The 26,120-nt window shown below is 73.0% G+C and carries 23 protein-coding genes and 1 pseudogene; 11 read left to right on the top strand and 13 right to left on the bottom strand.

Annotation, left to right across the window (positions count from 1 at the left end):
- Window positions 1–137: 137 nt before the first annotated feature.
- From prmC to NAEX_RS22095, 3 genes are all read right to left on the bottom strand, one after another.
- Window positions 138–1,052 carry a peptide chain release factor N(5)-glutamine methyltransferase gene (prmC, locus tag NAEX_RS22100; RefSeq protein ID WP_170135907.1) on the bottom strand — a complete coding sequence of 305 codons (915 nt, stop codon included), beginning with the start codon at window positions 1,050–1,052 and terminating at the stop codon, window positions 138–140.
- Window positions 1,053–1,084: 32 nt separating this feature from the next.
- On the bottom strand, window positions 1,085–1,567 hold the full coding sequence (locus tag NAEX_RS50515) for a hypothetical protein (protein WP_170135906.1): 483 nt from the start codon (window positions 1,565–1,567) through the stop codon (window positions 1,085–1,087).
- Window positions 1,568–1,695: 128 nt separating this feature from the next.
- Complete coding sequence (locus NAEX_RS22095; RefSeq protein WP_143140227.1) at window positions 1,696–2,217, bottom strand: hypothetical protein; 522 nt, start codon at window positions 2,215–2,217, stop codon at window positions 1,696–1,698.
- Window positions 2,218–2,330: 113 nt separating this feature from the next.
- Between NAEX_RS22095 and NAEX_RS22090 the strand changes: the two genes are divergently transcribed.
- On the top strand, window positions 2,331–5,165 hold the full coding sequence (locus NAEX_RS22090) for a tetratricopeptide repeat protein (RefSeq protein WP_170135905.1): 2,835 nt from the start codon (window positions 2,331–2,333) through the stop codon (window positions 5,163–5,165).
- 201 nt (window positions 5,166–5,366) lie between these two features.
- Here the strand turns inward: NAEX_RS22090 and NAEX_RS22085 are convergent, their stop codons facing one another.
- A complete protein-coding gene (locus NAEX_RS22085) occupies window positions 5,367–6,488 on the bottom strand; it encodes a sterol desaturase family protein (RefSeq protein WP_170135904.1) in 1,122 nt (373 codons plus the stop codon).
- Between the two features lie 740 nt (window positions 6,489–7,228).
- Here NAEX_RS22085 and NAEX_RS22080 point away from each other — a divergent pair.
- From NAEX_RS22080 to NAEX_RS22065, 4 genes are all read left to right on the top strand, one after another.
- Window positions 7,229–8,173, top strand: a complete 945-nt coding sequence (locus tag NAEX_RS22080) for a TerB family tellurite resistance protein (protein ID WP_096329453.1) — start codon at window positions 7,229–7,231, stop codon at window positions 8,171–8,173.
- A complete protein-coding gene (locus NAEX_RS22075; protein WP_096329452.1) occupies window positions 8,170–8,388 on the top strand; it encodes a hypothetical protein in 219 nt (72 codons plus the stop codon). Before NAEX_RS22080 ends, NAEX_RS22075 begins: the two co-directional genes overlap by 4 nt.
- 222 nt (window positions 8,389–8,610) lie before the next feature.
- Window positions 8,611–9,378, top strand: a complete 768-nt coding sequence (locus NAEX_RS22070; RefSeq protein ID WP_170135903.1) for a M50 family metallopeptidase — start codon at window positions 8,611–8,613, stop codon at window positions 9,376–9,378.
- Window positions 9,375–10,265 (top strand): phosphotransferase enzyme family protein, encoded by an 891-nt coding sequence (locus NAEX_RS22065; RefSeq protein ID WP_096329450.1) that lies wholly within the window; start codon window positions 9,375–9,377, stop codon window positions 10,263–10,265. The genes NAEX_RS22070 and NAEX_RS22065 overlap by 4 nt, the downstream gene beginning before the upstream one ends.
- Before the next feature lie 88 nt (window positions 10,266–10,353).
- Here NAEX_RS22065 and NAEX_RS22060 read toward each other — a convergent pair whose 3' ends face one another.
- The gene (locus NAEX_RS22060) at window positions 10,354–11,211 is read right to left on the bottom strand and encodes a sigma-70 family RNA polymerase sigma factor (protein ID WP_096329449.1); all 858 of its coding nucleotides are present in this window, start codon (window positions 11,209–11,211) and stop codon (window positions 10,354–10,356) included.
- Complete coding sequence (locus tag NAEX_RS22055) at window positions 11,208–12,368, bottom strand: NAD(P)/FAD-dependent oxidoreductase (RefSeq protein WP_096329448.1); 1,161 nt, start codon at window positions 12,366–12,368, stop codon at window positions 11,208–11,210. The genes NAEX_RS22060 and NAEX_RS22055 overlap by 4 nt, the downstream gene beginning before the upstream one ends.
- A 558-nt stretch (window positions 12,369–12,926) precedes the next feature.
- Between NAEX_RS22055 and NAEX_RS53040 the strand changes: the two genes are divergently transcribed.
- Window positions 12,927–13,607, top strand: coding sequence for a hypothetical protein (locus NAEX_RS53040; protein ID WP_096329447.1), 681 nt, complete (start codon window positions 12,927–12,929; stop codon window positions 13,605–13,607).
- Between the two features lie 204 nt (window positions 13,608–13,811).
- Here NAEX_RS53040 and NAEX_RS54605 read toward each other — a convergent pair.
- Window positions 13,812–13,937: pseudogene (locus NAEX_RS54605) on the bottom strand (hypothetical protein); the annotation flags it as partial.
- Here NAEX_RS54605 and NAEX_RS53035 point away from each other — a divergent pair.
- A complete protein-coding gene (locus tag NAEX_RS53035; protein WP_096329446.1) occupies window positions 13,921–14,202 on the top strand; it encodes a hypothetical protein in 282 nt (93 codons plus the stop codon). The pseudogene NAEX_RS54605 and the gene NAEX_RS53035 overlap by 17 nt on opposite strands.
- A 95-nt stretch (window positions 14,203–14,297) precedes the next feature.
- On the opposite strand, the gene NAEX_RS22035 is transcribed toward NAEX_RS53035, so the two are convergent.
- The gene (locus NAEX_RS22035) at window positions 14,298–15,659 is read right to left on the bottom strand and encodes a cytochrome P450 (RefSeq protein WP_170135902.1); all 1,362 of its coding nucleotides are present in this window, start codon (window positions 15,657–15,659) and stop codon (window positions 14,298–14,300) included.
- Window positions 15,660–15,794: 135 nt separating this feature from the next.
- On the opposite strand from NAEX_RS22035, the gene ruvX reads away from it, so the two are divergent.
- Complete coding sequence (ruvX, locus tag NAEX_RS22030) at window positions 15,795–16,250, top strand: Holliday junction resolvase RuvX (RefSeq protein WP_096329444.1); 456 nt, start codon at window positions 15,795–15,797, stop codon at window positions 16,248–16,250.
- Window positions 16,247–17,449 carry an endolytic transglycosylase MltG gene (mltG, locus tag NAEX_RS22025; protein WP_096329443.1) on the top strand — a complete coding sequence of 401 codons (1,203 nt, stop codon included), beginning with the start codon at window positions 16,247–16,249 and terminating at the stop codon, window positions 17,447–17,449. The genes ruvX and mltG overlap by 4 nt, the downstream gene beginning before the upstream one ends.
- A 321-nt stretch (window positions 17,450–17,770) precedes the next feature.
- Here the strand turns inward: mltG and NAEX_RS22020 are convergent, their stop codons facing one another.
- Window positions 17,771–18,559, bottom strand: coding sequence for a hypothetical protein (locus NAEX_RS22020; protein ID WP_143140225.1), 789 nt, complete (start codon window positions 18,557–18,559; stop codon window positions 17,771–17,773).
- Between the two features lie 96 nt (window positions 18,560–18,655).
- Between NAEX_RS22020 and NAEX_RS22015 the strand changes: the two genes are divergently transcribed.
- Window positions 18,656–19,732, top strand: coding sequence for a PEGA domain-containing protein (locus NAEX_RS22015; protein WP_170135901.1), 1,077 nt, complete (start codon window positions 18,656–18,658; stop codon window positions 19,730–19,732).
- Between the two features lie 183 nt (window positions 19,733–19,915).
- On the opposite strand, the gene bioD is transcribed toward NAEX_RS22015, so the two are convergent.
- The 4 genes from bioD to NAEX_RS21995 form a co-directional block, all read right to left on the bottom strand.
- Window positions 19,916–20,641, bottom strand: coding sequence for an ATP-dependent dethiobiotin synthetase BioD (gene bioD / locus NAEX_RS22010; RefSeq protein ID WP_170135900.1), 726 nt, complete (start codon window positions 20,639–20,641; stop codon window positions 19,916–19,918).
- Window positions 20,642–20,694: 53 nt separating this feature from the next.
- Window positions 20,695–21,780, bottom strand: a complete 1,086-nt coding sequence (locus NAEX_RS22005) for an SPFH domain-containing protein (protein ID WP_096329440.1) — start codon at window positions 21,778–21,780, stop codon at window positions 20,695–20,697.
- 53 nt (window positions 21,781–21,833) lie between these two features.
- Window positions 21,834–22,211: a hypothetical protein gene (locus NAEX_RS22000; protein WP_096329439.1), complete on the bottom strand. Its 378-nt coding sequence runs from the start codon at window positions 22,209–22,211 to the stop codon at window positions 21,834–21,836.
- A gap of 120 nt (window positions 22,212–22,331) precedes the next feature.
- Entirely contained in the window at window positions 22,332–22,820 is a 489-nt protein-coding gene (locus NAEX_RS21995) for a hypothetical protein (protein WP_143140224.1), read from the bottom strand.
- Between the two features lie 181 nt (window positions 22,821–23,001).
- On the opposite strand from NAEX_RS21995, the gene NAEX_RS21990 reads away from it, so the two are divergent.
- Window positions 23,002–26,085 (top strand): MXAN_5808 family serine peptidase, encoded by a 3,084-nt coding sequence (locus NAEX_RS21990; RefSeq protein WP_170135899.1) that lies wholly within the window; start codon window positions 23,002–23,004, stop codon window positions 26,083–26,085.
- Window positions 26,086–26,120: the final 35 nt, after the last annotated feature.

Here is a 26,120-nt window from a genome sequence, read left to right as displayed (position 1 = left end):
CGCACAGGACATGTCCAAAAGGACAAGTCCGAGCGCCAGCGCGGCGGCGCGCGTGAGGGCCGGCCGGCGGCCACCTGCGCGCGGACGAGACGGCATCCGCGTCAGGATAGGAGAGCGGCGTCCTGGCCGCCAGTTCGTCAGCCGACCGGCGCCGCGCCGCTGACGACCCGGTCGATCCCGGCCGCGTCGCGGCGGATCTCGACCGCCTGGTAGCCGCGCGCCAGCAGCAGCTCGCGCGTCGCCTCGGCCTGGCCGAGCCCGATCTCGAGGAACAGCCGGCCTTCGGGCACCAGCACCCCCGGCGCCGCGCACTCGTCGATCAGCCGCCGCACCAGGTCGAGGCCGTCGCGGCCGCCGTCGAGCGCGAGGCGGGGCTCGTAGTCGCGGACCTCCGGTTGCAGCCCGGCGAGCTCCGGCGAGGCGATGTACGGCAGGTTGGCGGCCACCGCCGCGAAGCCGCCGGCGGCAACCGGCACGCCGCGCAGGAGATCGCCGCGGGCGAACGCGACCTGCAGGCCGAGCCTGGCCGCGTTTTCGCGCGCGACCGCGAGGGCGTCGGGCGAGACGTCGACCGCGACGACGTCGACGTCGCGGCGCGCGTGCTTGACGGCCAGCGCGATCGCCCCCGAGCCGGTGCCGACGTCGAGCACATGCAGCGGGAACGGCGGCGGCGGCGGCGGCAGCAGCTCGAGCAACCAGTCGACCAGGTGCTCGGTCTCCGGCCGCGGGATCAACACCCGGCGGTCGACCGCGAGCTCGAGCCCGAGCCCGTGGAAGCCGCGCTTGCCGGCGATGTACGCCACCGGCTCGCGCGCGAGCCGCCGACGGATCAGCTCGCGCAGCGTGGCGCGCTGGTCGTCGTCGACGAGCGCGTCGTAGCGGAGGAAGATCTGCATGCGCGAACAGCCGAGCGCCTGCGCCACCAGGTGTTGCGCGTCGGCGCGGGCCTCGCCGAAGCCGGCGCGCTCGAACCGTTCGACGGTCCACTGCAGCACCTCCTGGACGGTCCAGAGCTGCTGGCGCGCGGGTCGGGGCGGGGACGCGGAGGACACGGGGCGCGGAGTGTAGCCTGGACTTCGGGGTCTCAGGGCGCGGCGGTGTGTCCGCCGGCGGGGATCCCCAGCTGCCCGCGGAGCTCGGCGATCGGGATCTTCAGCACCACCTCGGCGTCGCGGCCGTCGACGTAGAGCGAGCGCTGGCCCTTCGCGGCGCGGAACGCCCGCAGCGTCCGCAGCGGCGCGACGAACAGCCCGCCGACCACGGCGGTGAGGTTGATCATCCACAAGAAGGGCGTGTTGCAGCCGGCGCGCAGCTCCCAGGCGCCGATCTCCGCCTCCCCGGCGAGGTCGGTGCCGTAGCCGGTGAGCACGTGGTGGAGGTCGTGCAGCGCGACCACGCGGCGGCGGGCCGGCGGGTTCGGCAGGCGCACCGCCCGGCCGAAGATGTAGAACGCGAAGGTCGGCGACGAGTACTCGGCCATCGAGAAGCCGTTCTGCTCGAGGTAACGGTCGCGGCCCTCGCCGAGCGGCAGGTCGGACGGCACGTGGGTGACGCGCTGCAGCGGCATGGCTCTCGTGTCGCGCACCTCGCGGGGGATGACCAGCCGTCGTCGCTCGCGCCGCGGCGGGCGCGCTCGCGCGGCTGCGCTCGCGAGGACATGTCTCTCGGGACAGCTACGGAGCGAAAACTACCGGCTCAGGACGAGGCCTTGGCCGGCTCCTCGAGCGGCGCCTCGATCTGCGCGACCATGCGCCGCAGCAGGCCCTCGACCATCAGCGCGCGCTCGCCCGAGTCGTACACGCCGTCGTGGTAGCGGGCCTGGATGTCCTCGTACTTCTCGCGGGTGTCGTTGATGAGCTGCTTGTAGGGCTTGCGGCGGGCCAGGACTTCTTTTTGGTTCTGCCAGAAGAACGAGACCATGGCGGCGACGGTGAAGCCGGTGAGGGCGACGCCGATCGGGCCGCTGACGATGTAGGCGAGGCCGTAGCGGAGGGCGACGACGCCGCCGACCCCGACCGCGAGCTCGCGGATCCCGCTCTTCTTCATCTTGCCCCAGGCCATCGGCAGCAGCTCGCCGGAGGCCAGCACCAGGGCCACGAATTCCGGCCGCTTGGCCCCGCGCTCGTAGGTGTCCTTGATCACCTGCTGCATGAAGGCGTCGAAGGACTCGTACACCTCGCTCGGGTAGGCCGTGTGACTGCTGCTGCTGGCTGCCATGCTCGCCAGCATAGCAGAGCCCTCGGATTCCTTTGACACGGCCGCGCGCGGCTCGCACAATTCCCGCCCCCATGCCGCGCTCATGGTCGTCCCGTCCGCGTGCCGCGTGGCCCGTGCGCTTGCTCGCGGCCCTCGCCGCCGCCACCGCCGCGTGCCGCACGGCCCCACCGGCCGCAGGCCCGCCGGCGAGCTCTGACCTGTCCGAACGTACAGCTCCGCCGCCGCTCGAGCTGGGCGGCCTCGACGTCCCCGAGGAGGGCGACGAGCCGGTCGCCAAGCCGCCGCCGAAGCGGCCCGAGCCCGCCCTCGTCCACGATCTGGCCGGCGCCTTCGCGGCGCTCGAGCAAGGCAACCCGGAGGGCGCGGCCGCCTTCCTCGCCGGCGCCCTGCGCCAAAAGCCAGGTGACGAGCGGGTCCGCCTCGCGCTCGCGCACGCTCATTTGGCCACCGGCGCCACCGACCTCGCCGCCACCGCGCTCGACCTCAAGGCCGGCCAGCCGAGCCCGGCGCGGCTGCGCCTGCTGGCGCGACTGCTCGCCGCGCGCGGCGACCAGGCCGGCGCGATCGCCCTGCTGCAGAGAGCCGCCGCCGATCCCTCCGAGCTGCCCGCCCGCGGCGAGCTGCTCAGCCTGCTGGTCGCCGCCGGGCAGGAGAAGGACCCCAAGGCCGTCGCCCTGCGCGAGCAGCTCTACGACGCCTACGACGCCGGCAAGGCCAAGAGCGTCGAGGAGCTGACGGCGGTGGCCCGGGCGGCGCTGGCCCGCGGCTCGACGGGCGCGTTCCACGACGCCAACATGGTGCTCGGCGAGGCCGAGAAGCTGCCCCTCGAGACAGCCTCGCTCGAGCCCGCGTTCGCGCTGCGCGACCGGGCGCTGCTGCTGCGGGGGGCGATGTTCCGCGAGAAGTACGCGGCGGCCGAGGCGATCGAGACGTACGAGCAGATCTTGCGCCGCGACGCGTGGCACGCCGAGGCGCTGGCGGGGGTCGCCGCGGCCCACCTCGAGGAGCTGCGCCTGGCGGCCGCGAGCGAGGCGGCCCAGCGGGCGCTGCAGGTCAACCCGCGCCAGCCCGAGGCGCTCGGCGTGCTGGCCAAGGTCGCGCTGGTCGAGGGTCGGCGCGACGAGGCGACCGCGCGGGCGCAGGGCGACATGCTGGCGGCCAGCCCCGGCCACCCGGACGCGCTGGCGGTGCTCGCCGGCGCCGCGCTGGCCCGCGACGACCAGGCCGCCTACGCCCGTTTGCGCGACCAGGCCGCGGCCGGCAACCCGCTGCCGTTCTACCTCGCGCTGGCCGACCTGCTCGTCTCGATGCACATGTACGAACAGACGGGTGCGGTGCTCGACGAGGCGGCCAAGCGGGCGCCCGACAACGCCTACGTGCAGTCGGCGATGGGCCTCAACCTGCTGCGCCTCGGCAAGGAGACCGAGGGCCGGGCCGCGCTCAAGGCCGCGTGGAAGCGCGACCGCTTCAACGAGCGCACCCGCAACACCCTCGACCTCTACGACCAGCGCATCGACCCGCTCTACACCGACGTCAGCGACGGCGACCTCAGCCTGCGCCTCCTCAAGGAGGACCAGGAGTATGTCTCTCCGGACATGCTGGCGATCATCGCCCGTGCCCGCCAGAGCCTCGACAAGCGCTACGCGCTGCGCCCGACCCCGCTGCGCATCGAGGTGTTCGCCGACCCCAGCGACTTCTCGGTCCGCACGATCGGCGTGCCCAGCCTCGGCGCCGTCGGCGTGTGCTTCGGCCGCCTCATCACCGCGCTCGGCCCCTACGCCGGCACCCACAACTTCCACCAGGTCGTGTGGCACGAGCTCGCCCACGTCTACGCCGTCCAGCTCAGCAAGGGCCGCGTCCCGCGGTGGTTCACCGAGGGCCTGTCCGAGTGGGAGTCCGAGCTCGCCGACCCGTCGTGGGCCCGCGAGAGCGCCGAGCTCCTGGCCGTCGCCCGCCGCAAGGGCACCCTGCGCCGCCTGTCCGAGCTCGAGCTCGCGTTCCTGCGGGCCGGCAGCGCCCAGGCGATGGAGGTCGCCTACACCACCGCCGCCTACGCCGTCCGCTACCTCGGCGAGACCTACGGCCTGCCGCGCCTGATCGCCATGCTCAAGGGCTACGGCGAGGGCGGCACCACCGAGGCGCTGATGGAGCGCCACCTCGGCAAGCCGCTCGCGGTGGTCGAGCAGGAATTCGAGACCTGGCTCTTCGGCCAGCTCGACAGCAAGATCAAGGGCTGGGAGCCCGCCAAGAGCCGCGGCGACAAGCCCGACGAGCGCGACAAGCTGCTGGCCGAGGCGCTGGCCCACGCGCAGAAGAAGGACATGACCTCGGCCGCGCGCGCGCTGCAGCAGCTGATCCAGGGCCGCGGCGACGGCTACGTCTCACGCATGACCCTGGCCGAGGTGCTGATGCAGGGCCCGAGCTGGAAGCAGGCGGCCGAGCACTACGACAAGGCCCGCGGCTTCCGCCCCGAGTCGGTCGAGCCGATCGTCCGCCTGGCCGAGCTGGCCCGCCGCGACGGCGACGTCGCCCGCGAGAAGGCGCTCCTGCGCGAGGGCCTGGCGATCGACGGCATGAGCTACGACCCGGCCGCGCGCCTGGTGATGCTCGCGGCCGTCACCGCCGACGCGCCGAACCGCGACTACGCGCTGGACCGCGCCGCCGCGATCGCCCCGCTCCACCCGCTCACCCTCGGCGCGCAGGCCCTGCGCGCCGCCGCGGCCGGCGACAAGGCCCGCGCCCGCAGCCTCAGCGACCGCGCCCTCAAGAACATGAACGACGGCCCGCTCGCCAAGGGCCCCGTCGACACCCTCGTCGTCCTCGCCCTCGCCGCCGAGGCCGCCGGCGACACCACCCGCGCCAAGATCCTCGCCGCCCGCGCCGGCGCCGAGCCCAAGCTGCCCGCCCCCGCCAAGCAGGCGATGGAGCGCGTCCGCACCGCGAAGTGAACCCGAGGACATGCCCTTTGGGGCATGTCCTCCACCGCATGCTCAATGAAGCATGTTCCGAAGGTCAGCTCCCGTCGAGCTCCCACCCGACCTCGGCCCGACCCCGCCGAGACGCCCGACCGCGAGCGGCACGGCCAGCGCCGGCGGCGACCAGCCCCGCGAGGCGTGCCGGTCGGTCGGAGCCCACGTCTCGCGTCCCGCTCACCCGCGCGCGAGCACCAGACCGGCCACCACCACGGTCGTCGCCAGGCGCCCGACCTCGAGCGGCACGGCCCAGCGCCGGCGCTCGACCAGCCCGGCGAGGGCGACCGCGCCGGCGATCACCGCGGCGCAGGCCAGCGCGGCCAGCCAGGTCGGCCACGAGCCGGCGGCGATCAGCACGGCCATCGCCGCGGCGACGATGCCGACCGCCTGCAGCAGGACGTAGAGCGCCATGGCCGAAGAGACAGGCACGTGGAAGCGCCCGGCGGCCCGCGCCGCCAGCTCGGCCTCGGTCAGCGGCGCGGCCGGCCCGCGCGGCGTCCAGCCCGGATGCGCCAGCAGCACCCGCAGCTTGCGCCCGAGCCCCCGCTCGGCCCGGGCCCGCCGGGCCAGCTCGGCGAAGTGCTCGAACTGCGCCCACAGCGGGTTGAGGCTGCCCAGCCGCCTGGTGGTGCCGTACACCGGCGCCTCGTCGAGCCGCGCGAACGTCCCGAACAGCCGGTCCCAGACGATCGAGATCCCGCCGTAATTCTTGTCGAGGTAGCGCGGGTTGACGGCGTGGTGGACGCGGTGGTGCCGCGGCGTGTTGAGCACCGCCTCGGCCGGGCCGAGGTCGCCGATCAGCTCGGTGTGGATCCAGAACTGATACAGCGCATTGATCGCCTTGCTGACCCCGAACACCAGCGGCGGCACCCCGAACAGCGCCAGCGGCAGCCCGAACACGATCAGCACGCCGGCGGTGAAGATGCCCTGGCGCAGCGCGACCGCGAGGTTGTAATCCTCGCTGTGGTGATGCACCACGTGCGTCGCCCACAAGAGGCCCACCTCGTGGCTGGCGCGGTGCCACCAGTAGTAGACGAAGTCGACCCCGATCATCGCCACGAGCCACGTCGTCGCGGCGCGCGGGTCGAGGTCGAACAGGCGAAACTCGTAGACGAGGAAGTAGATCGCCACGAACGCGGCCGAGGTCAGCACGCCGAACAGCTGCTGGACCACGCCGCAGCCGACGTCCGAGACCGACACCGAGAGGCGATAGACATCGCGCCGGGCCCGCCGCGCGAGCCAGTACTCGAGGACGATGAAGGCGACGAAGACGGGGATCGACCAGGCGATGAGGTGCATGGCCTTCGGGCCTCGAGCTTCACTTGAGCACAATGCCAGCAGCCCCGCCAGCGCCACGACCCGCACCAGCTGGACCGCTCGGCGAGGGCGCCGCACGCGAGCAGCAACGCCGGCGGCCCTCGCTCCGCGGGCAGCAGCAGGCAGTACGTCGACCACCGCGAGCGCCGCGACGCGCACGAGCAGGGCCGGCCAGTCTCGGCGTCGTCGCTCGGCGAGGGCGCGGAACCCGATCCCGGCCCGCCCCACCGCACACGGCGTCCAACGCTCCGTCATCACCGGCTTGCAGCGTGACGGCATCAGCGGCACGTCGAGGCCGGGCGCCGCAATTCCGGCGCGCCGACGCCGATCCGGCGTCGCGACCCAGGTGCCTCACACGTACGCAATCGCGCGATGCGGTCGCCCGTGACCGACTCGACCCTCCACACCGGTGCAGCGTGCCCGTGGCGACGCTTCGGGTCCGCGGGGACAACGCGGCGTGCGCCGCGTGACGCACTCCGGACAGCCGCCCGCTCGGCCCGGCCAGCGGCCCTGATCGGCGCGTCCTCGCCGGGCCCGCGAGACGAGTGACGCTGCGGAAACACCGAAGCGGCGGCGCCTGGCCCGCTGCACGACCCGGCAGACCATCCGTGAGCTCGCGTTCATCGGCCGTCGTCGCCGCGCGACGAGCGACCGACCTCTCGTGGGTCGACGGCCCGCCAGGGTTTTCGCTGCCGGGCCGGCCTGGTAGCGTGGGCCCCGCCATGGCCGCGCTGTTCCCGTTCACGACCGACGAGGCGAATGCCGTTCTCCGGGCTTTGAAGACCGTGGCGATGGCCGACGGCACCTTCGCGGTCAAGGAGCAGTCGTTGCTGTCCGCCTCGGCCGAGCTGCTCGGCGTCGACGCCGGCCCCGACGCGGTGACGACCATCACGCCCGAGGAGCTGGCCGGCGCGCTCGTCGATCCCGAGCGGCGACTGATGGCCCTCAAGGCCTGCCTCGTGATGGGCATCGTCGACGGCCAGATCTCGCCCGAGGAGTGGCGCGTGCTGTCGGCGTTCCGCTCGGCGCTCGAGGTCGAGGAGAGCGCCATGCAGGTGTTCCACGTCCTCGTGCAGCAGCACCGCCAGCGCACCCAGTACGAGCTGCAGCGCCGCCTCGGCTCGCCGCAGGCCGGCACCCTCTACGCGGCCCAGGGCTGGCAAGGCGTGCTCAACTTCTTCACGGAGGACCTGCTCGCCCTGCCCAAGACCCGCGAGAACAGCGAGCTCGCCTGGCGCTACCGCCGGATCGGCCTGCTGCCGGAGGGCACGCTCGGGCGCGAGCTGTGGCGGTACTACCGCGAGCGGCAGTTCGCGTTCGCCGGCGAGCAGGGCGGCGTGCCCGAGGCCCTGGTCCACCACGACATCACCCACATTTTGGCCGGCTACGAGGGCGACCTCCAGGGCGAGCTCGAGACGCTGGCCTTCATCGCCGGCCTGCGCGGCGAGGAGCCGTCGAGCGCGCTGTTCCTGGTGCTGCTGCAGCACGCCGTCGGCGCCCGGGTCGGCGACGGGAACGGCCTCAGCTTCGATCCGGCGCGGATCCTCGCGGCCCAGGAGCGCGGGCGCGCGACCACCGAGGACTTCTCGCGCCGCCACGACTTCTGGGACGTGATGGACCGGCCGATCAGCGAGCTCCTGCAGCGCTTCGGGGTGCCGCCGCGGTGACGGGCGCGCCGCAGGTGTTCGACCTCTCCGAGGTCGACGCCGACGCGCCCGAGGTCGTGCTCGCGTGGGTCGAGCGCCTGCGCGCGGCCGCGGCCCACGGCCGCGTGATCGTCCGCGAGTGCCCGCAGATGCTCGCGCACACGCTTTACAAGAGCGCCCTGCTCGGCGACGCGATCGTGCTCGAGTCGGTGCGCGCCGAAGAAGCCTACGGCTGAGCGCCGCGATCCCGTGCGCCTCGCGGCCTGCGTTCGAGTCGATCGGCGCCGTCGTCCCGCCGGCCCGCATGCAACCCCGCGCTCCAGCCTCTGCGCGCCGCCGAGTTCGCCCGCGACCCCGCGGCGCCGCCGCGAGTTTCACCGCTCCCCGCGCCCCGCCCGTTCGGTCGCGCCGGCCGGGGCCGCGAGCGCGCCGGGTTCGCCATGCTACGCTGCGATGCGATGTCCTCCGCAGCGCGCGCCTTCGCCAGAGCTCACGACCAGGCCCAGGTCACCCGGCGGGCCCGCGGCGCGCTCGTCGCCAGCGCCGCGCTCACCCTCCTGCTCTATCTCATCCCCTTCGGCGGCCTGCTGATCTACCCGCTGCTGCTGCTGTCGACCCTGGCCCACGAGCTCGGCCACGGCCTGGCGGCGCTGGCCACCGGCGGCTCGTTCCAGGCGTTCTACCTGTGGCCTGACGGCTCGGGCATGGCCGTTCATTCCGGTCCCGAGGGACATGTCCTTCAGGCCATCGTCGCCGCCGGCGGGCTGATCGGTCCGGCCGTGGTCGCCGGCGCCTGCTTCGCCCTGGCCCGCCGCGCCCGGCTGGCCCGCCTCGTGCTCGGCCTGCTCGGCCTCGGCTTCCTCGCGGCCGTCGTCCTCGTCGTCGAGAACCCGTTCGGCTTCTGGTACATCGGCGGCGTCGGCGCCGCGCTGCTGGCGCTGGCCGTCCGCGCCCGCGCCCCGGTGGCCCAGACCGCGCTGGTCTTCCTCGCCGTCCAGCTGGCCCTCAGCGTGTTCTCCCGCGCCGACTACCTGTTCACCGCCAGCGCCCAAACCTCCGCCGGCGTCATGCCGTCCGACTCGGCCCACATCGCCGCGGCGCTCGGCGGCTCCTACCTGCTGTGGGGCGCCGTCTGCGGCCTGTTCTCGGTGCTGGTGCTGGTCCTCGGCCTGTGGCTGTTCACCCGCGGCGCGAGCCGCGTCAGCCTGGCCAGCCTCCGCCGGTGACCCGCGTGACCCCCGAGCTGCGCGCGCTGGCCTCGCGGGTCTTGGAAGATGTCCCGGAGAGCATGCTCTTCTGGACATGTCTTCAAAGTCATCCACAGGGCGCCGCGATCTGGCGTGTCACCGCACCCGCAGGCGCGCTGGTCCTCAAGCAGCATCGCCACCCGCGCCCGTTTTCTCAGGAGCTGCGCGCCTATCGCGAGTGGCTGCCGGCGCTGGCGCGAGCCCCCCTGGAGGTCGGTCCCCTTCGCCTCGACGTCCCGGCGCTGCTCGCCTGCGACCCGCCCACCCGCACCCTCGCGCTGACCGCCGCGCCCGGCGAGCGGCTGTCTCTCGGGACCCATGACCCCGCGCTCGTCCCCGCCGCCCACGCGGCCGCCGGCCGGTTCCTCCGCGCCCTCCACGAGCTCCCGGTCGCCGACGACGACCCCCTGCCGCTCGTCGACGCCGTCGCCGCCCGCCAGGACGAGTGGCACGCCCGCGCCCGCGACCTGCTGACCCCGGCCGAGCGCGACGCCCTGCAGCGCCTGGCCGCCCGCCGCGACGCCTTCGCCGGCGCGCGCCGTGTGCCCTGCCACCGCGACTTCACCCCCGACAACTGGCTGCTCGCCGCCGACGGCCTCCACGTCCTCGACTTCGAGCACGCCCGCCTCGACGCCCCCGAGGCCGACCTCGTCAAGCTCCACGCCGACGTCTGGCCGGACCGCCCCGACCTCGCCGAGGCCTTCCTCGCCGGTTACGGCCCGCTGACGCCCGACGCGACCGCGCGCCTCGACGTCCTCCTGGCGCTCCACGCGGTCGCGACCCTGGCCTGGGCCGAGCGCCACGCCGACCCGGCCTTCGAGGCCCTCGGCCGCCGGGCCCTCGCCGTCGCGCTGGCACGCTCCTGACAGGCCCCGATCGACCTGCCTGCAAGCGCATGCCCCTCAGGACATTGCCCTCGGCGCATGTCTCCCAGGGCATGCCCGATCGAGCACCTCAGTGCAGCGCCGCCAGCTTGTCGGGATTGACCATGATGTGCAGCGAGTGGATCTTCTCGTCGTCGGTCTCGATCGACATCGCCGCCACGGCCACGCCGTGGTCCCACAGCACGGCGGCCGGCCAGCCGTTGATCTCGACCAGCGAGAGCGTGCCGTGAGCGCCGCCCTTCTTCGCCGTCCCGATCAGCAGGCGGGCCACGCGGTCGGGGCCGAACACCGGGTTGCGAGCCGCCCGGGCGCGCCCGCCGCTGTCGGACCACGCGATCACGTCGTCCGCGAGCAGCTGCTGCAGCCCGTCGAGGTCGCCCTGGGCGATCGCCCCGAGGAAGGCCCCCAGCAGCTGCTCGTGCTGCTCGCGCGAGCGGGCGAACCGCGGCCGCTTCGCGCGCACGTGCTCGCGCGCGCGGTGGGCCAGCTGCCGGCACGCCGCCTCCTCGCGGCCGATGATCGCCGCGATCTCGGCGAAGTCGTAGTCGAACACCTCGCGCAGGACGAACACCGCCCGCTCGAGCGGGCTCAGGGCCTCGAGCAGCACGAGGAAGGCGAGCGAGATCGACTCGAGATCCGGCGCCGTCTCGAGCCGCTCGGTCGGCAGCGGCTCGGGCAGCCAGGTGCCGACGTAGGCCTCGCGCCGCGAGCGGGCCGACTTCAGTTGGTCGAGGCAGAGCCGCGAGACGACCGTCGTCAGCCACCCGCCGGGCGCCTCGATCGTCGCGTGGTCGGCCGCCTGCCAGCGCACGTGCGCCTCCTGCAACACGTCCTCGGCCTCGGCCGCGCTGCCGAGCATGCGGTACGCCAGCCCGAACAGCCGCGAGCGGTGGGCCCCGAACAGCGTCGCCGCCTCGTCCGGACTCATTGCGCCGCCTCCACCGCCACCAGCGGCCGCGCCGGCCTGCGCTGCCAGCGATAGGCCAGCAGTTGCCGCTGCTCGGCCCGCAGCGCCAGCAGCGTGTAGCGGCACACCTGCTCCTTGATCCAGGCCGCCACGCGCCCCTTCAGAATCCGCTCGCGTGGCTGCCCGGCCGCGTCCATGAACTGCAGGATGCCATCCCGCCGGCCCAGGCTCACGCAGTAGCCCAGGTCGCCGTAGCTGAACTCGCGCACCGCGCCGCCGGTCAGCTCGGCCACCGCCGTGTCGGCCGCGTGCGCCGCCATCGGCATCGCCGTCTTGCAGCCGGCCCCCAGCCAGCCACCGCCGGCCGACGCGAAGGCCGCGGCGTCCCCGGCGACCAGCAGGTCCGGCCGGGCGTGGAGGTAGGCGTCGACGATCACCCGCCCGTCGGCCGCCATCGGCAGGCCGAGTCCGGCGAGCAGGGGCATCGCGCGGAAGCCGGCCGCCCAGGCGCACAGGTCGAAGCCGATCGGCCCGGCCTCGCTGTCGAGGTGGTCGGCCGCCACGGCCGTCACCCGCACGCCCTCCCGCACCGCCACCCCAAGGCGCTTCAGGACCGCCCGCGCGTGTTCGCGCGCCTTGCCGCCGAGCCCCGGCACGATCTCGCTCGCCGACACCAGCTCGACCCGCAGCCCTGGCAGCGCCTCGGCCAATTCCGTGGCGATCTCGACGCCGGTGAGGCCGCCGCCGCACACGGCAACCCGGCCGCCGCGCGCGGCAATGCGCCGCGCCTCGCTGAACAGGCGGGCGACGCGGTCGCCGTCGATGGCAAACGCGTGCTCGCGCGCGCCCGGCACGAGGTCGAGGTCGACCGAGCCGCCGGTGCAGACGATGGCGCGGTCGAATTCGAGCACGCCGGCGTCGGTGACGAGTCGACGGGGCGCGACTTCGAGCGCGCGCGCGTGGACGAAGCGGACCGCGGTGCCGGCGATCAGCTCTGCCACCGGGTGGGCGACGCTGCGGCCGGTCGCCGCCTGCTCGTGGAGGCGGACGCGCTCGACGAGCTGGTCGCTGGCGCCGACGAGGGTGACGGCCACGCGACCGCGGGCGATCCGCGCGGCGCGCAGGGCCGCGAGCAGGCCGGCGTAGCCGGTCCCGATGACGACGAGATGCGGGGTCATGCGAGTTCTCCTGGTTCGCCGGCATGACGAGGCAGCCCCCACGCCGCGTGACACGATTTTTTTCGCGTCGATCGTCGAGCCCACGACGCGGCCTCGGCTCGGAAGCGCCCGCAGGTCTCCGCCAGGCGACGGAGAGTAGAGGAAGCGGTCGAGGCACACGCGATTGCCGCGGACCGACAAATCGGCGCGGCGCCCCGCTCGCCTCGGGCAGTGAGTAGCGGGCCTCCGCCGCCCTTATCGCCGCCGAGCCGGCCGCATCGATCAGCCGGCACGGCCCGCGGACGCGTGATCCTCCAGCACCGCGTCCGAGCTCCTGCAGCACGAGCTCGACCCCCTCGACAGCGTGCTCGCGGTCGCCACGCCCAGCGGAAGTGGCGGATCCCGTCGATCGCCCACACTCCCCGCATCGATCGCACCGGCGCTCATGCCACGCCGGGGCTGACCGCGTTCCTGGCGGGCACGAGATGATAGGTCCGAAAAGACATGTTCGAAGAAACATGTGCGAGGTTGAGCGCCGCGGCGCTTGTCGGCGCGCGGGGGACGTGCGAGCGTCGGCGGGTGAAGCGACTCGGCGGCGTGCTCTCGGGCGAGGACCTGCTGTGGGCCGGCTGGCTGGCGCTGCTGCGGCCGGCCAGCGGCGGGCTGTTCCTCGAGGGCGGGCGGGTCAGCTGGTTCCTGGTGCTGGCGGCGGCTGGCTTCTGGGCCTCGGCGCTGACCAGCGAGCGCGGGGGAGGGCCGCGGCGCGGGACGGTGCTGCTGATGAGCCTGGGGATCTGCGCGATCATGATCGACGCCGGGCTCAAGCAGGTCGGCGCGGCGATCGAGGTTCGGCAGGTGCACACGGCGGTGGTGCTGGTGCTCGGCGCGCTGGCGGCGATCCAGCACCAGCGGACGCGCGGCGCGGCGTGGGTGCAGGCGCCGCGGTGGCTGCGACGCGGGCTGTCGTGGCCGTTCATGATGGTCTTGGCGGAGATGTTCTGGGGGATGATGGAGGCGATGGCGGCGCCGAAGGCGTGGATCGGGCCGCCCGTCTCGACCGGCGAGCGGCTGTTCTCGCTGGGCTTCGTGTTCCTGGTCTCGCTGCCGGTGGTCTACGTGTTCTTCGTGGTCGCGCCGCGCCTGGTCGCCTGTCCCGGAGAGCATGTCCGAACGGGCGGGTGGGTGCTGCGCTACCTGTGGGCGGTGGCGACTGCGCTGTTCGGGGCGCTGGTGCTGGGGCCGCTGCTGGGAGACACGTGATGCCGACGCTGGTGCCGTCGCCGCGCTACAGCGAGGACTCGATCGCCCGGTCGATCGCTGAACCTCGACCTCAGTAGAGGAGGCAGAAGCCGAAGTTCGTGGTCCCCTGGGCCGCGACCTCGGCGTTGTAGGGCTCGCCGTCCACACGAAGTGCATCGCGTCCTGCGTGTACTTGGCGTTCCACGCGTTCTGGATCGCGCCCTGCATGGCGAGCACGACCTGCCAGGCGATCGGCGCGTCGGTCGTGTTGCTGACCGTGACCGAGTTGCGCTCGCCCTGCTCCCACTTCGAGTCCTGAACGATCTGCACGTCGATGCCCGGCGACGTCATCGGCCCCGGCCCCGGCTCGCCGGTGGTCGTGCCGCCGCTCGTGGTCGTCTCGTCGCCGGTCGTCGGGTCGCCGCCCGTCGTCGGGTCGCCGCCCGTCGTCGGATCCTCGCCCGAGCTCGGCGCCCCGCCGCGCTCGCGGAAGAACCGCGTGCCGACCAGCGCCAGCACCAGGCTGTCGAGCCGCCCCTCGGCCTCGACGAAGGCCGCCGTCAGCTCGTCCTGCACGCACTTCAGCTCGCTGCCCGCGGCCGAGCCGACGGCGTAGCGAGTGTCATGGCGGCTGCCCCGACGACGACAGCGGGCGCGCCGAATCACATGTCCGCGAAGACAGCCCGTTTCAAAGGCTGTCTGAAGGGACAGCTAGGCGCGCGGCCGCACGTGCATGCGGATGCTCGCGGCCGGGCCGACCGGGACGTTGAAGCGGTGGCGGGCGTCGCTGTTCTCGGGGACCGGCGAGAACTCGTAGCGCAGCGCCAGGCGCGACAGCACGATCTTCGCCTCGAGCAGCGAGAAGTGCTGGCCGACGCAGCTGCGGGGGCCGGTGATGAAGGGCAGCCAGCGGTGGCCGACCGGCTCGTCGCCGAGGAAGCGGTCGGGGCGGAACGCCTCGGGCTCGGGCCAGTGGCGCGGGTCCTTGTGCAGCGCCTGCATGTGGACCATCACCTTCGTGCCGCGCGGGATGACGAGCTCGCCGAAGCGGTCGTCGACGACCGCCTCGCGCACGACGATCGGCACGATGTTGTACAGGCGCAGCGCCTCCTTGAGGCACGCGCCGGCGAAGTCGAGCCGCTTGAGCTGCTCGTAGTCGGGCATGCCCTCGCCCTTCCACACGGAGGCGGCGTCGGCCCGCAGGCGCTCGAGCTCGGCCGGCTGCTGCGTCAGCGCGTGCAGCGTCCACGTCAGCATCGCGCTCGAGGTGTCGTGGCCGGCGAACAGCATGGTCTTGAGCTCGTCGCTGACGAGGCGCTCGCTGTCGTCGGTCCAGCCGCGGTCCTCGAGGCTGATGAGCAGCATGTCGAGCATGTCGGCCGGGCGCGCCTGCGGGTCGGCGCGGCGGGCCTGCAGCCGCGCGCGGATCTTCTCGAGCAGGAACGCATCGAGCTGGGCCAGCGAGCGGTCGTAGCGGAACTTCGACGGCGTCGGCAAGTAGCCGCGGAACGGCAGCCACACCCGCTTGTTGGCCTCCTCCACCAGCGGCTCGTAGAGCCGCGGCAGCACGTCGTCGCTCTGGTGCGGCGGCATCTGCAGCGTCGCCTCCGCGATCACCTGCAGCGTCAGCCGCCGCATCTGCGCGCCGATGTCGACCGGCCTGCCGCTGCGCGCGTGCGCGTCGAGCACCGCCGCGAGCCGGTCGACCGCGCGGATCGACGCCTCGGCGACGTTGCGCAGCGCCTCGATGCGGAACGCCCGCGCCAGCACCGCCCGCTGCTTCTTCCACAGCTCGCCGTCGCTGGTCAAAAGGCCATGTCCGAGGATGTCGAGGAAGGCGCCCATGGCGCGCAGATCCTTGACGTAGTTGTCGGCGGCGCCGACGATCACGTGGCGGATGAACTCGGGGTCCGAGGTCACGAGGTAGCTGGCGCCGGGGATCTGCAGCCGCACGGTGGGCCCGCGCTCTCGCAGCCAGCGCTCGGTCACGTCCCACGGCGCTCCGGCCATGAGGGCGGCCATGTGACCGACGACAGGCAGCTTCTGCGGCGCGTGGGGGACCTGATCGAGCATGCGGCGGAGCATCGACCCCCCGGCCCGGCGCGCGCAAGACCGGCCTCCCCCGAGTGTGCGGTGAGCCCGCGCAAGATCGGTCCGAAGCTCGCGAAATTGCCCGGGGCAGGCCCCCCTGTGCTAAAAACCCCGGGCATGCGCGCCCTCGGCCTCGACGTCGGCAGCAAGACGATCGGCGTCGCCGTGTCCGACCCGAGCGGCACGATCGCCAGTCCGCGCCAGGTCCTCACGCGCCGCGGTCACGCCGAAGATGCCGCGGCCGTGGCCGCGCTCGCCCGCGACCTCGGCGCCAGCGACGTCGTCGTCGGCCTCCCGCTCGAGCTCGACGGCTCCGTCGGCCACCGCGCCCGCCAGGTCCAGCGCTTCCTCGCCGCCCTCGAGCCGGCCCTGGCGGCGCTCCCGGGCTCGCCCCGCGCCTGCACCTGGGACGAGCGCTTCAGCACCGCCGGCGCCGAGCGGGCGCTGCTGCAGGCCGACGTGTCGCGCGCGCGCCGCAAGCAGGTCATCGACGCCGCCGCGGCCCAGTTCATCCTCCAAGGCTGGCTCGACGGCCAGCGCCGTAAGGACATGTCCGGAGAGACAGGCACATGACGCAGGCCTCGAGCGCGGGGAGCAAGCGCCAGCGCCTGCCGTGGTGGCGACCGCGGCGCTCGCGCTGGGCGCAGTACGTGGCCCTGACGGTGGTGGCGGTCACGCTGGTGGTCGGCGGCGTGTGGCTGTCGCGCACGTACCAGCGGGTGATCGACTACCCCGACCGGCCGGGGGTCGGCAGCGCCGAGCCGATCGCCATCGAGGTGGCGAAGGGGGCCAGCTTCCCGCAGGTGCTGACGCAGCTGATCGAGGCCGGGGTGATCCCCGAGGACGAGGGCCTCTACTTCAAGCTGTTCGTGCTCCACCGCGGCGCGGCCGGCAAGATCACCGCCGGGGCGCACACCTTCCGCGCCGACATGACGCCGGAGCAGGTCCTCGCCGAGCTCGTCCGGGCCCAGCGCACCGAAGAGACGCGGGTGACGATCCCCGAGGGCCGCAACATCCTCGAGGTCGCCGACATCCTCGCGGTCGCCGGCTACGGCGACGCCTCGGTGATCCTCGCCGCCATGCGCGATCCCGCCCTGCTCAAGGAGCTCGGGATCGAGGGCGAGAGCGTCGAGGGCTACCTCTACCCCGACACCTACAAGTTCCCGACCGCGGCCACGCCGGACCAGCTGATCCGCCGCATGGTCGAGCAGCACCGCAAGGTGTTCGACAACCTCAAGCGCAGCCACCGCGAGTCGCTCGAGGAGCTGAAGAAGACGCTCGGTTGGGGCGACCGCGAGATCGTGATCATGGCCTCGCTGGTCGAGAAGGAGACCGCCGCCAAGCACGAGCGGCCGCTCATCGCCGGCGTGTTCCTCAACCGCCTGCGCTTCTCGTCGTTCCAGCCCAAGCGGCTCGAGACCGACCCGACGATCATCTACGGCTGCACGGCGGCGCTGAAGAAGTCGGCCGCCTGCGAGAAGTTCGAGGGCCGGATCCGCCGGATCCACCTGCGCGACCCCGACAACCCGTACAACACGTACACCCACGAGGGCCTGCCGCCGGGGCCGATCACCAACGCCGGCAAGGCCGCGTTCGAGGCCGTGCTCGCGCCGAAGAAGTCGCGCTTTTTGTACTTCGTGTCGCGCAACGACAAGACCCACCAGTTCTCCAAGACGATCGCCGAGCACGAGGCCGCGGTCGAGAAGTACATGCGCCAGGGCGCCGTCGGCGACGGCTCGGCCGCCGGCGCCGCCGACCCCGACGCGGAGTAGCCGGCCGCGCGCGTGCCACCCCCGGGGTCGTCGCTGGCCGGCAATCACATGTCCTTCGCGACATGTCCCGCCGGGCAGCGACGACTCGGCGCGCAGTGAGCAGCGCGCCTCCTCTGTCCCTCACGCGAGGACGCCTGCGACGAGGCGCGCGGCGTGGGCGCGCAAATCAGCTGTCCCTCGCGCCATGTCCACGTAGCGAGGACGAGCGACGGTTCGCCGACAGCCCCGGCAGCGCTCCCAGGCGGAAGAGCGCCCGAGCGCGTCCGACGAGGAGCAGCGCGGATCCGAGGATCGCATGTCTCCGAAGACATGTCCTTGAGATCAGCGCTCGGCGGCTCCGGGCGCGGTCTTCGCCGCGGCGTCCGCGGGCGCAGCGAGCTTCAGCTCGCTGAGGACCCAGCGGTCGCCGGTGCGGGCGAACGTCAGGCGGTGCGGTGGTTCGCGCAGCGTCACGGCGACGCGGCGCTCGCCGAGGGCCTCGCGCGAGGCCACCGCGAGCTCGCCGACCAGGGCCGCCAGCAGCTCGGGCAGGCGGTTCTCGGTGAACAGGAGGTGATCGTCGAGCGCGCGCGTGAGGTCGGCCAGGGCCTCGGCGCGCTGCTCCGGGCCCGCGGCCGCGTCGCGCACGGTCGCCGCCAGGCGCTGCAGCTCGGCGACGATCGCCTCCGGCTCGCCGTCGAGGCCGCGCACGCGGACGAACTCGTTGCCGGGGCGGGCGATCGCGGTGCGTATCGTGTCGAGCTGGCCGCGGGCCTCGCGGGGCGCGTCGAGGGCCACCAGCTCGCGCGCCTCGCCGACCCGCTCCAGCCGCTCGCGCGGGTTGTTCTGGCTGAATTCCCACACCTCGAGCCGCGGCGCCGCGCCCGGCCTCGCCACGGCCACGCCGATCTCCGCCTGCCCGTGCCGACCATCGGCGAGCTCGAACACCGGGCGCACGGCGAGCCCGGCCGGAGTGCTGTCGCGCAGGGCCGGCCCGTACAGCCACGGCTCCGGGGCGCGTGCGGGGGTCTGCGCGGGCTGCGGAGGTGGTGGGTCGGCAGCGGGCCCTTGCGGGCAAGCGGGCGCGAACGCGAGCGACGCGGCGAGCAAAGCGGTGCGGAGGGGGGTCACCGGGGCTTGCACAGGGTGGGATGGTGGAGGGGCTAAGGTCAAGCGTGATAGCCTCGGGAAGAGATGGACCTCGCGCGACGGAGCCTTGCGGTGGCGATGGCCGCCAGTGTGTGCCTCAGCACTTCGGGGATCGGTGAAGTCGCGGCAGCGGCCCCGCGGCCCGTGCTGACGTTCGCGGCCCCTGGCGAGGGCGCCGAGCAGCAGGGCGCGAAGCTGGCGATCTTGCCGCTCGTGGTCGAGGGTTCGCTCAGCGAGACCGACCAGAACTCGCTCACGCAGGCGCTCCTCAGCGGCCTGCAGCGCGGCAACTTCACCGTGCTGACGCCCGACCAGGTCGTCGCCGCCGACGACGGCGCCGCCAGCTGCGACAACGCCGTCTGCTACAAGTCGATCGCCACCAAGACCGGCGCCGCCTACATCGTCCGCGCCGCCGTCACCGTGCGCGACCGCGACTACAACGTCCACGTCGACCTGTTCAACGGCAGCGACGGCCAGCGGATCGCCGCCACCCAGGATGGTTGCGAGATCTGCGGCGTCGTCGACGCCAGCGGCCTCATCGACTCCGCCGCCGCCACCTTGCGGCTCAAGCTCGACGCCCTGGCCAAAGGGCCAGCCTCGTTCAAGCTGCAGACCGACCCGCCCGGCGCCCTCGTCACCATCGACGGCGAGATCGCCGGCACCACCCCGCTGAACCGCCCGATCGTCCCCGGCAAGCACGTCATCCGGATCAGCAAGGAGGGCTTCATCGCCCTCGAGCGCGAGGTCACCTTCGTCGAGGGCGTCGGCGAGGAGCTGCAGTACTCGCTGGAGAAGCTGCCGAGCCGCCTGCCCGGCAAGCGCTGGGGCTACGCCTCGATCGCCATCGGCATCCTCGGCATCGGCGGCGGCGTCGCCCTCACCGCCATCGACGGCCGCAACTACTCGTTCGACTGCGAGGGCGAGAACGTGATGAACCCGGGCATCACCGGCGAGAAAGAGTGCAAGTACCTCTTCAACACCAAGTGGTACGGCGTCGCCGCCACCCTCGCCGGCGCCGCCCTGCTCACGCTCGGCACCGTCATCCTCGTCAGCTCCCGGCCCAAGACCGACGCCGGGGACAAGCGCGCCGCTCGCCGCGGCGTCCAGCAGCTCGGCATCGGCCCCGGCAGCCTGATCCTCCGCGGGCAATTTTGATACGGGACATGCTGCTCAGGACATGTCCTGAACAGCATGTCTCCAGTACCATGCGAATCCCGCCAGCGGGCGAGCTCCTGGCGGATCGATCGAGTGGTAGCCGCTCCGGCCCGCCCACCGCGAGCTTCGACTGCGCGACAGGAGCCATTTCATTGGCACGAGACGACGCGCGACTGACGTGTCTCAAGGACCAGGCGAGCCCGGCGCCGCGCCCGTCATCGTCGCCCACGCCTCCGCCGCCAGCCACGACGCATCGGCTGCCGCGTGCGGCATCACGCCGAGGCACGGCAGCCCGCTCGCGGCCGCGATCACGGCCGGGTTGTGGGCGCGCGCCGCGTCGGGTCCGCCGTGGGTGTCGACCAGGAAGAACCCGCGCGGCGGCAGGCCCAGCGCGCGGAGGGCGAAGATCGTCAGGAGCGCGTGGTTGACCCCGCCGAGGCCGAGGCGACCGACGACGATCGGCGCGGCCCGCAGCCCGGCGATCCACGCCGGCAACCAGGTCCCGCCGGGCATCGGCACCCACAACCCGCCGGCCCCCTCGACCAGCGTCACGTCGGGCCGGTGCGCCGCCTCGAGCGCCTCCATGACCGTTCGGACATGCCCGATCGGCCCTGTCTCTTGCGCCGTGTCTTTCAAAAATCCCAACCGAGGGCCGCTGACGAAGGCCGAAGCGTCGTCGACGATCCCGGGGGCCAGCGGCGGGGCGTAGCGCAGCGGGCAGATCTCGCTGGCCGCCACGCCGAGGTCGCTGGCCGCGGCGAGGCGCTCGGGGTCTCCCGCCGGCCCCGACGGGCCGCTGGCGGCCGGCTTGAACGGCAGCGCGCGCAGCCCTGCGTGCGCGGCCGCGCGGAGCAGCGCGCACGCGAGGGTCGTCTTGCCGCAGTCGGTGTCGGTGCCGACCAGGAACACCCGCGGGGGCGGGCCTGCGGCGCGCGCTGCAGGCCCTGGAGGAGCCGCGGCGCTCAGAAGGCCTCGAGCAGCTTGGCGCGCTTGGCCTTGTACTCCTCTTCGGTGAGGAGCTCGGCCTCGAACGCGGCCTTGAGCTTGCGCAGCTTGGCCTCGAGGCTGTTGTCGTCGGCGGGCGGCTGCTGCTGCTGGAACTGCTGCGGCTGCTGCTGGAACTGCTGCTGCTGCGGATGGAACTGCTGCTGCGGGTTCATGGCGCCGGCCATGCCGCCCATCATCTGCGCCATCATCTGGCCCATGCCCATGCCCATGCCCATGCCCATGCCGGCGGACGAAGCCCCGCCGGCGCCGGGGTTGCGGGCCGCGTCGCGCATCACGCCGAGGCCCTCCCACGCCATCGTGTTGTCGACCCCGCGGGCCGCCTGCGCCGCCGCGGCGTCGAGCGCCTTCTCGATCTCCGGCGGCAGCGAGATGTTCTCGATCACGAAGCTGGTCAGCAGAAGGCCCAGCTTGCCGAACTCCTCGGCCAGGTCGCCCTTGACCGCGTTCTCGAGCACGTTGTAGTGCGCGGCCATGTCGGCGACGCTGAGGTCGCTCTTGCCGGCGGCGATGGTGAACTTGCTGACGAGCTGGCGCTTTAGGTACTCGGCGATCGAGTCGGTGGTCGTCAGGCCCTGGGTGCCGACGATCTCCTTGAAGAACAGGCCGGGGTCGGAGATCTTGAAGTTGTACGAGCCGAACGCCCGGATCCGCACGCGCCCGGGGCGGCCGCCGACCGAGAACTCGGGGTCCCGGATCAGCACCGGGTTGGCCGTGCCCCACTTCTGGTCGACGTACTGGCGCAGGTTGACGAAGTAGATCTCGACCTTGAACGGGCTGTTGAAGCCGTATTTCCAGCCCTTCAGGCGCGACAAGATCGGCAGGTTCTGCGTGCTGAGCGTGTGCGTGCCGGGGCCGAACACGTCGGCGAGCTGACCCTCGTTGATCAGGATCGCGGCCTGGTTCTCGCGGCAGACCAGCTTGGCGCCGTTCTTGATCTCGTGGTCGTCATCGGGGAAGCGGTAGACCAGCGTGTAGTTGGTGTTGTCGAGCCACTCGATGATCTCGATGAACTGGCCCTTGATGAAGCTGAGGATGCCCATGGTGCTCCGGTGCTGCTGCGGGTGATTCGAGAGGGTGACGCGGCCGGTGATTTTCAGGCCAGGCCCGCGCTGAGGGCCTCGTTTTCGAGCTCGACGAACTCGACGTTGCTCAGGCCGAACACGTCGGCGAGCTCGGCGAGCGCCAGGCGCTCGGCCACGCTGGTGCGCCCGTCGCGGTGGACCAGGGCGATCGCGGTCTTGAGGAAGATCCGGCGCAGGTAGGTCTTGTCGAGCACCTGCACGGCCTCGAACTTGCTGAAGCTGGTGCCCTTCAGGTCGTCCATCGTGATGCTGGCGCCTGCCTCGCGCAGGAAGTCGGCGATGAGCTCCGCCTCGCGCGGGTCGATGCCGTCGACGCTGGCGAGGTGGTGCAGACCGCGGGCGAACACGTCGATCTCCTCGGGGGTCATGCTGCCTTGCTGGCTCTCCATGGCCCGAGATGGTACGGGCACGAACCCGCCGCCGCCAGCGCCGGCCGCAAATAGAAAACGCCCGCGGTCCAGCCTGGACCGCGGGCGTCGCACGACTCGACGCCACCAAGCAAAGGACGTCTAGAGGACCTCGAATTCGCGGGTGAGCAGCAGTTGCGCGGGCTCGTCCCCCGCCAGCGTGAACACCTCGACCTTCCACCGGCCGCGCTCGTCGGGGTTCAGCGGATGGCTGGCCGCGAGCGCGAGCGTGGTCGTCGGCGCGAGGACGCCCGGGACCTCCTCGCGCGAGTCACCGTGCGTCCACACGAAGGTCACGGGGCGCGGCTCGAGCAGGCTGTCGGCGCGCAGGTGCAGGTGGACCGAGCCGGCCTCGGCCGGGAATGTGGCGGCGTCGACCAGCGGCCCGGCCGCCTGCGCCGCCAGCACGGCCGCGACCTGGACCGCGTGCCCGACCGGGCGAGCAGGCGTGGCCGCGAACGCGGCCTGGGACGACGACAGATCGGAGCGGAGTTGCCCGTCGGGCAAGATGTGCTCCGGAGTGATGGGCGCGTCGACGCAACCCACCACGAGCACGGCTGCAACGAGGGAGAGCAGGTTCGTGGTGCGCAAGCGGAAAACTTGACATGCCTGTCCCGTGCCAGGGGGCATGATCAGTGTTTCAAGCGACTTGGCTGGGGGCGCGAGATCCGCTCGCAATGAAAACCATCATCGTCGCGATGATTCGTAGATTTGCCCCCGATGCCCCCACATCGGCCATCGGCAGGGGCCGCCGGACGTTATGCTAGCGCCGATGGTCGCTCGTCGCCTCGCCGCGGGTCTCGCCTCCGTTTTGCTCTGCGCGTGCTCCGCGAAGGATCCCGGCGAGGCCGCGGCGGCCGCCCGCCCGGCCGAGGAGGCGGCCGCACCGGAAATCGACGTCGCCGCCCGCCTGCAGCTCGACCGCCGCCGCTTCCCGCTGACCGTGTGGGCGGCCTACGTCGTGCAGCAGGAGTACTTCGACAAGGAGCGCATCGACCCGCGCGAGCAGTTCGCCGAGGCCCTGCGCCACCTCGGCCTCAACACGCCCGAGTTCTTCGCCGCCGTCGCCGGCGACACCGCCACCGTCACCGTGGCCGACTTCCGCCGCGAGTTCTCGCTCGCCGGCCTGACCGACCTCCCGAGCGTCGCCGACCGCCTCGAGGAGGTGCTCGCGTTCGTGCAAGACAGCCTGCGCCTCGACGCCGAGGCCACGCACAAGGTCGAGTACGCCGCGATCAACGGCATGCTCGCGCCGCTCGACCCGCACACGATCCTCCTCACGCCCGAGGAGCACACCGACCTCGGCGTCAAGACGCGCGGTCAGTTCGGCGGGATCGGGGCCGAGATCCGCGAGGACGAGCGGCGGATCCGGATCGTCAAGGTCCTGCCGAACAGCCCGGCCGCGGCCGCCGGCCTCAAGGACGGCGACCTGCTGCTGCAGATCGACAAGCAGAGCACCGTCAACCTGCGCTCCCCCGACGCGCAGCTGATGCTGCGCGGCCCGGTCGACACCAAGGTGACGGTCAAGATCCAGCGCGGCCAGGAGACGCTGACGCTGACGATCACGCGCAAGATCATCCGCGTCGACAGCGTCACCGCCTCGCTGCTGCCGGGCAAGATCGCCTACCTCGAGATCTCCACCTTCCAGGAGAACACCGGCGAGCAGGTGCGCAAGGCCATCGCCGACCTCACGCCGAAGGGCGAGGCGCTGCGCGGCGTGGTGCTCGACCTGCGCGACAACAGCGGCGGCCTGCTGACGCAAGCGGTCGAGGTCGTCGACGCGCTGGTCGCCGAGGGCGAGCTGGTGATCGTGCGCTCGGCGATGGGCCGCGAGGCCGAGGACGCCGCGCCCGAGGTCAACCTGCCGGCCGACGCCGCCGTGGTCGCGCTGATCAACGAGGACTCGGCGTCGGCGGCCGAGATCGTCAGCGGCGGCGTCAAGGCGCTCGGCCGCGGCGTCGTCGTCGGCCGCCCGAGCTTCGGCAAGGGCACCGTCCAGCTGCTCAAGCCGCAGAACCTCTACGGCCGCGAGCTCGCGCTCAAGATGACGATCGCCGAGTACCAGGTCGCCGGCGACACCAAGATCCAGACCGTCGGCGTGCGCCCCGACCTCTCGATCTACCCCGTCGAGCTCAGCGAGATCGTCGCCGTCGCCAACTACTTCGACACCGAGCGGTTCGAGCGCCGCCGCGAGTCGACCCAGGTCGCGCACCTGCCCTCGGCCAAGCACGAGGCCGCGTTCGCCGGCAAGGCCGCCGGCGACGAGCCGCGCCTGCGCTACTTCGCCGGCCGCCAGGGCACGTCGCTGCCGCGCCCGAGCGAGGGCCCCGCGGCGATGGCCGACCCGGAGGTGCAGATCGCCCGCGACGTCGCCGACGCGCTGGCTGGCCTTTCGGACAGCAAGCAGCGGGCCGCCAGGCTCGCCGCGCTGACCGGCGAGATCGCCGCCCGCGAGGATCAGAAGATCGCCGACGGCATCGCCGCCACCAAGATCGACTGGACCGGCGCGCTCGGGGCCGGCAGCGACCCCGCGCTCGAGCTGCGCGCGCGCGTCGTCGACGACAAGAAGATCGCCGCCGGCCAGCCGTTCACCCTGCGCGTCGAGGTCACCAACACCGGCAGCGAGCCGGCCGAGCGCGTCCACGTGATCACCGACTGCCTGCGCGACGAGCTCGACGGCATCGAGCTGCTGCTCGGCCGCATCGAGCCGGGCGCCACCGTCAGCCGCGACGTCCGCCTCTACGTCATGGCCTGGCACACCGACCTCGTCGACACCCTGCGGGTCGACGTCCACGCCGGCGAGCCCGGCCCCGCGCCCGACGCCACCGCCACCGTGCGCTTCGACATCGCCGGCCTGCCGCGGCCGCGCTTCGCCTACGACTACTGGATCGTCGACGACCCCGAGCTGGCGACCGCCGCGCCGCAGCGGCCGAAGTCGCCGCCCATCCCGGGCGAGCCGCCGTTCGCGGTCAAGGGCAACGGCGACGGCGTCCTCCAGCCCGGCGAGCAGGTCCTGCTCGCGCTCGAGATCCGCAACGACAGCGGCGCCGACAGCTCCGACGCGCGCGCCCTGATCCACAACATGTCCGGCGCGCAGGTGCTGCTCGAGGAGGGCTTTTTGCAGCTGGGGAAGATCCCCGCCAAGACCGCCGTGCGCGGCGCCTTCGGCCTCAGCGTCAGCGAGCAGGCCGACCCGAACAAGCCCGTCGAGCTCGAGGTCATCGTCGCCGACGTCGTCGTCCGCGAGAGCGTGCGCCACAAGTTCGACGTCCCGCTCGGCCCGCCCGCGTCCGGCTTCGTCGCCGGGCCCGCGCGCGTGGTCGCCGGCGAGGAGCCGGTGCGCCTCTACAACGCGGCCGACAGCCAGGCGCGCCAGCTCGCCGAGGTCGCCGGCGGCACCGCGCTCGACATCCTCGGCGCCGCCGGCGGATGGAGCGCCGTCGCGGCCGGGCCCGGGCGCCGCGCTTGGCTGCCCAGCGACCTCGTCAAGCCCGGCGGCGCCGTCGGCAAGGGCAGCAAGCTGCCCGACCGGCCGGCCCTGCTGGTGCAGCCGCCGGTGATCGAGGTCGACCCGGTCGCTCCGGTGGCCACCGGCGATACGGTGGAGATCCGCGGCACCGCGCGCCACGAGGGCCGGGTCCGCGACGTCGTCGTCGCCGTCAAACCGCCGGGCACCGCCCAGGTCGAGCGCAAGCTCGATTACCGGGCCAATCCCGCGCATCAGGGCGCCGCCGCCCGCAGCCTCGACTTCGCCGCGCAGGTGCCGCTGGAGCCGGGCAGCAACCGGATCCTCGTCACCGCTCGCGACGGCGACGACATCGAGGCCACCCGCGAGGTCTGGGTATTTCGCGAGTGACGGGGGAACCTCCCCCCGCCGCCGCGGTCCCACCG

This window comes from Nannocystis exedens, from assembly GCF_002343915.1.
GTDB classification, from domain to species: Bacteria; Myxococcota_A; Polyangia; order Nannocystales; family Nannocystaceae; genus Nannocystis; species Nannocystis exedens.
This window is presented reverse-complemented; position numbering and strand designations above follow the sequence as displayed.

What these genes read in the sequence shown, in the direction of transcription:
- mltG (WP_096329443.1), top strand. Translation starts at nt 16,247, where the DNA reads ATGACGCAGGCCTCGAGCGCGGGGAGCAAGCGCCAGCGCCTGCCGTGG.
- NAEX_RS22005 (WP_096329440.1), bottom strand. Translation starts at nt 21,780, where the DNA reads ATGGGCATCCTCAGCTTCATCAAGGGCCAGTTCATCGAGATCATCGAG.
- NAEX_RS22095 (WP_143140227.1), bottom strand. Translation starts at nt 2,217, where the DNA reads ATGGCAGCCAGCAGCAGCAGTCACACGGCCTACCCGAGCGAGGTGTAC.
- ruvX (WP_096329444.1), top strand. Translation starts at nt 15,795, where the DNA reads ATGCGCGCCCTCGGCCTCGACGTCGGCAGCAAGACGATCGGCGTCGCC.
- NAEX_RS50515 (WP_170135906.1), bottom strand. Translation starts at nt 1,567, where the DNA reads ATGCCGCTGCAGCGCGTCACCCACGTGCCGTCCGACCTGCCGCTCGGC.
- NAEX_RS22055 (WP_096329448.1), bottom strand. Translation starts at nt 12,368, where the DNA reads ATGACCCCGCATCTCGTCGTCATCGGGACCGGCTACGCCGGCCTGCTC.
- NAEX_RS22015 (WP_170135901.1), top strand. Translation starts at nt 18,656, where the DNA reads ATGGCCGCCAGTGTGTGCCTCAGCACTTCGGGGATCGGTGAAGTCGCG.
- NAEX_RS22085 (WP_170135904.1), bottom strand. Translation starts at nt 6,488, where the DNA reads ATGCACCTCATCGCCTGGTCGATCCCCGTCTTCGTCGCCTTCATCGTC.
- NAEX_RS22080 (WP_096329453.1), top strand. Translation starts at nt 7,229, where the DNA reads ATGGCCGCGCTGTTCCCGTTCACGACCGACGAGGCGAATGCCGTTCTC.
- NAEX_RS22000 (WP_096329439.1), bottom strand. Translation starts at nt 22,211, where the DNA reads ATGGAGAGCCAGCAAGGCAGCATGACCCCCGAGGAGATCGACGTGTTC.
- NAEX_RS53035 (WP_096329446.1), top strand. Translation starts at nt 13,921, where the DNA reads ATGCCCGGCGACGTCATCGGCCCCGGCCCCGGCTCGCCGGTGGTCGTG.
- NAEX_RS22060 (WP_096329449.1), bottom strand. Translation starts at nt 11,211, where the DNA reads ATGAGTCCGGACGAGGCGGCGACGCTGTTCGGGGCCCACCGCTCGCGG.
- NAEX_RS21990 (WP_170135899.1), top strand. Translation starts at nt 23,002, where the DNA reads ATGGTCGCTCGTCGCCTCGCCGCGGGTCTCGCCTCCGTTTTGCTCTGC.
- NAEX_RS22070 (WP_170135903.1), top strand. Translation starts at nt 8,611, where the DNA reads ATGTCCTCCGCAGCGCGCGCCTTCGCCAGAGCTCACGACCAGGCCCAG.
- NAEX_RS22035 (WP_170135902.1), bottom strand. Translation starts at nt 15,659, where the DNA reads ATGCTCGATCAGGTCCCCCACGCGCCGCAGAAGCTGCCTGTCGTCGGT.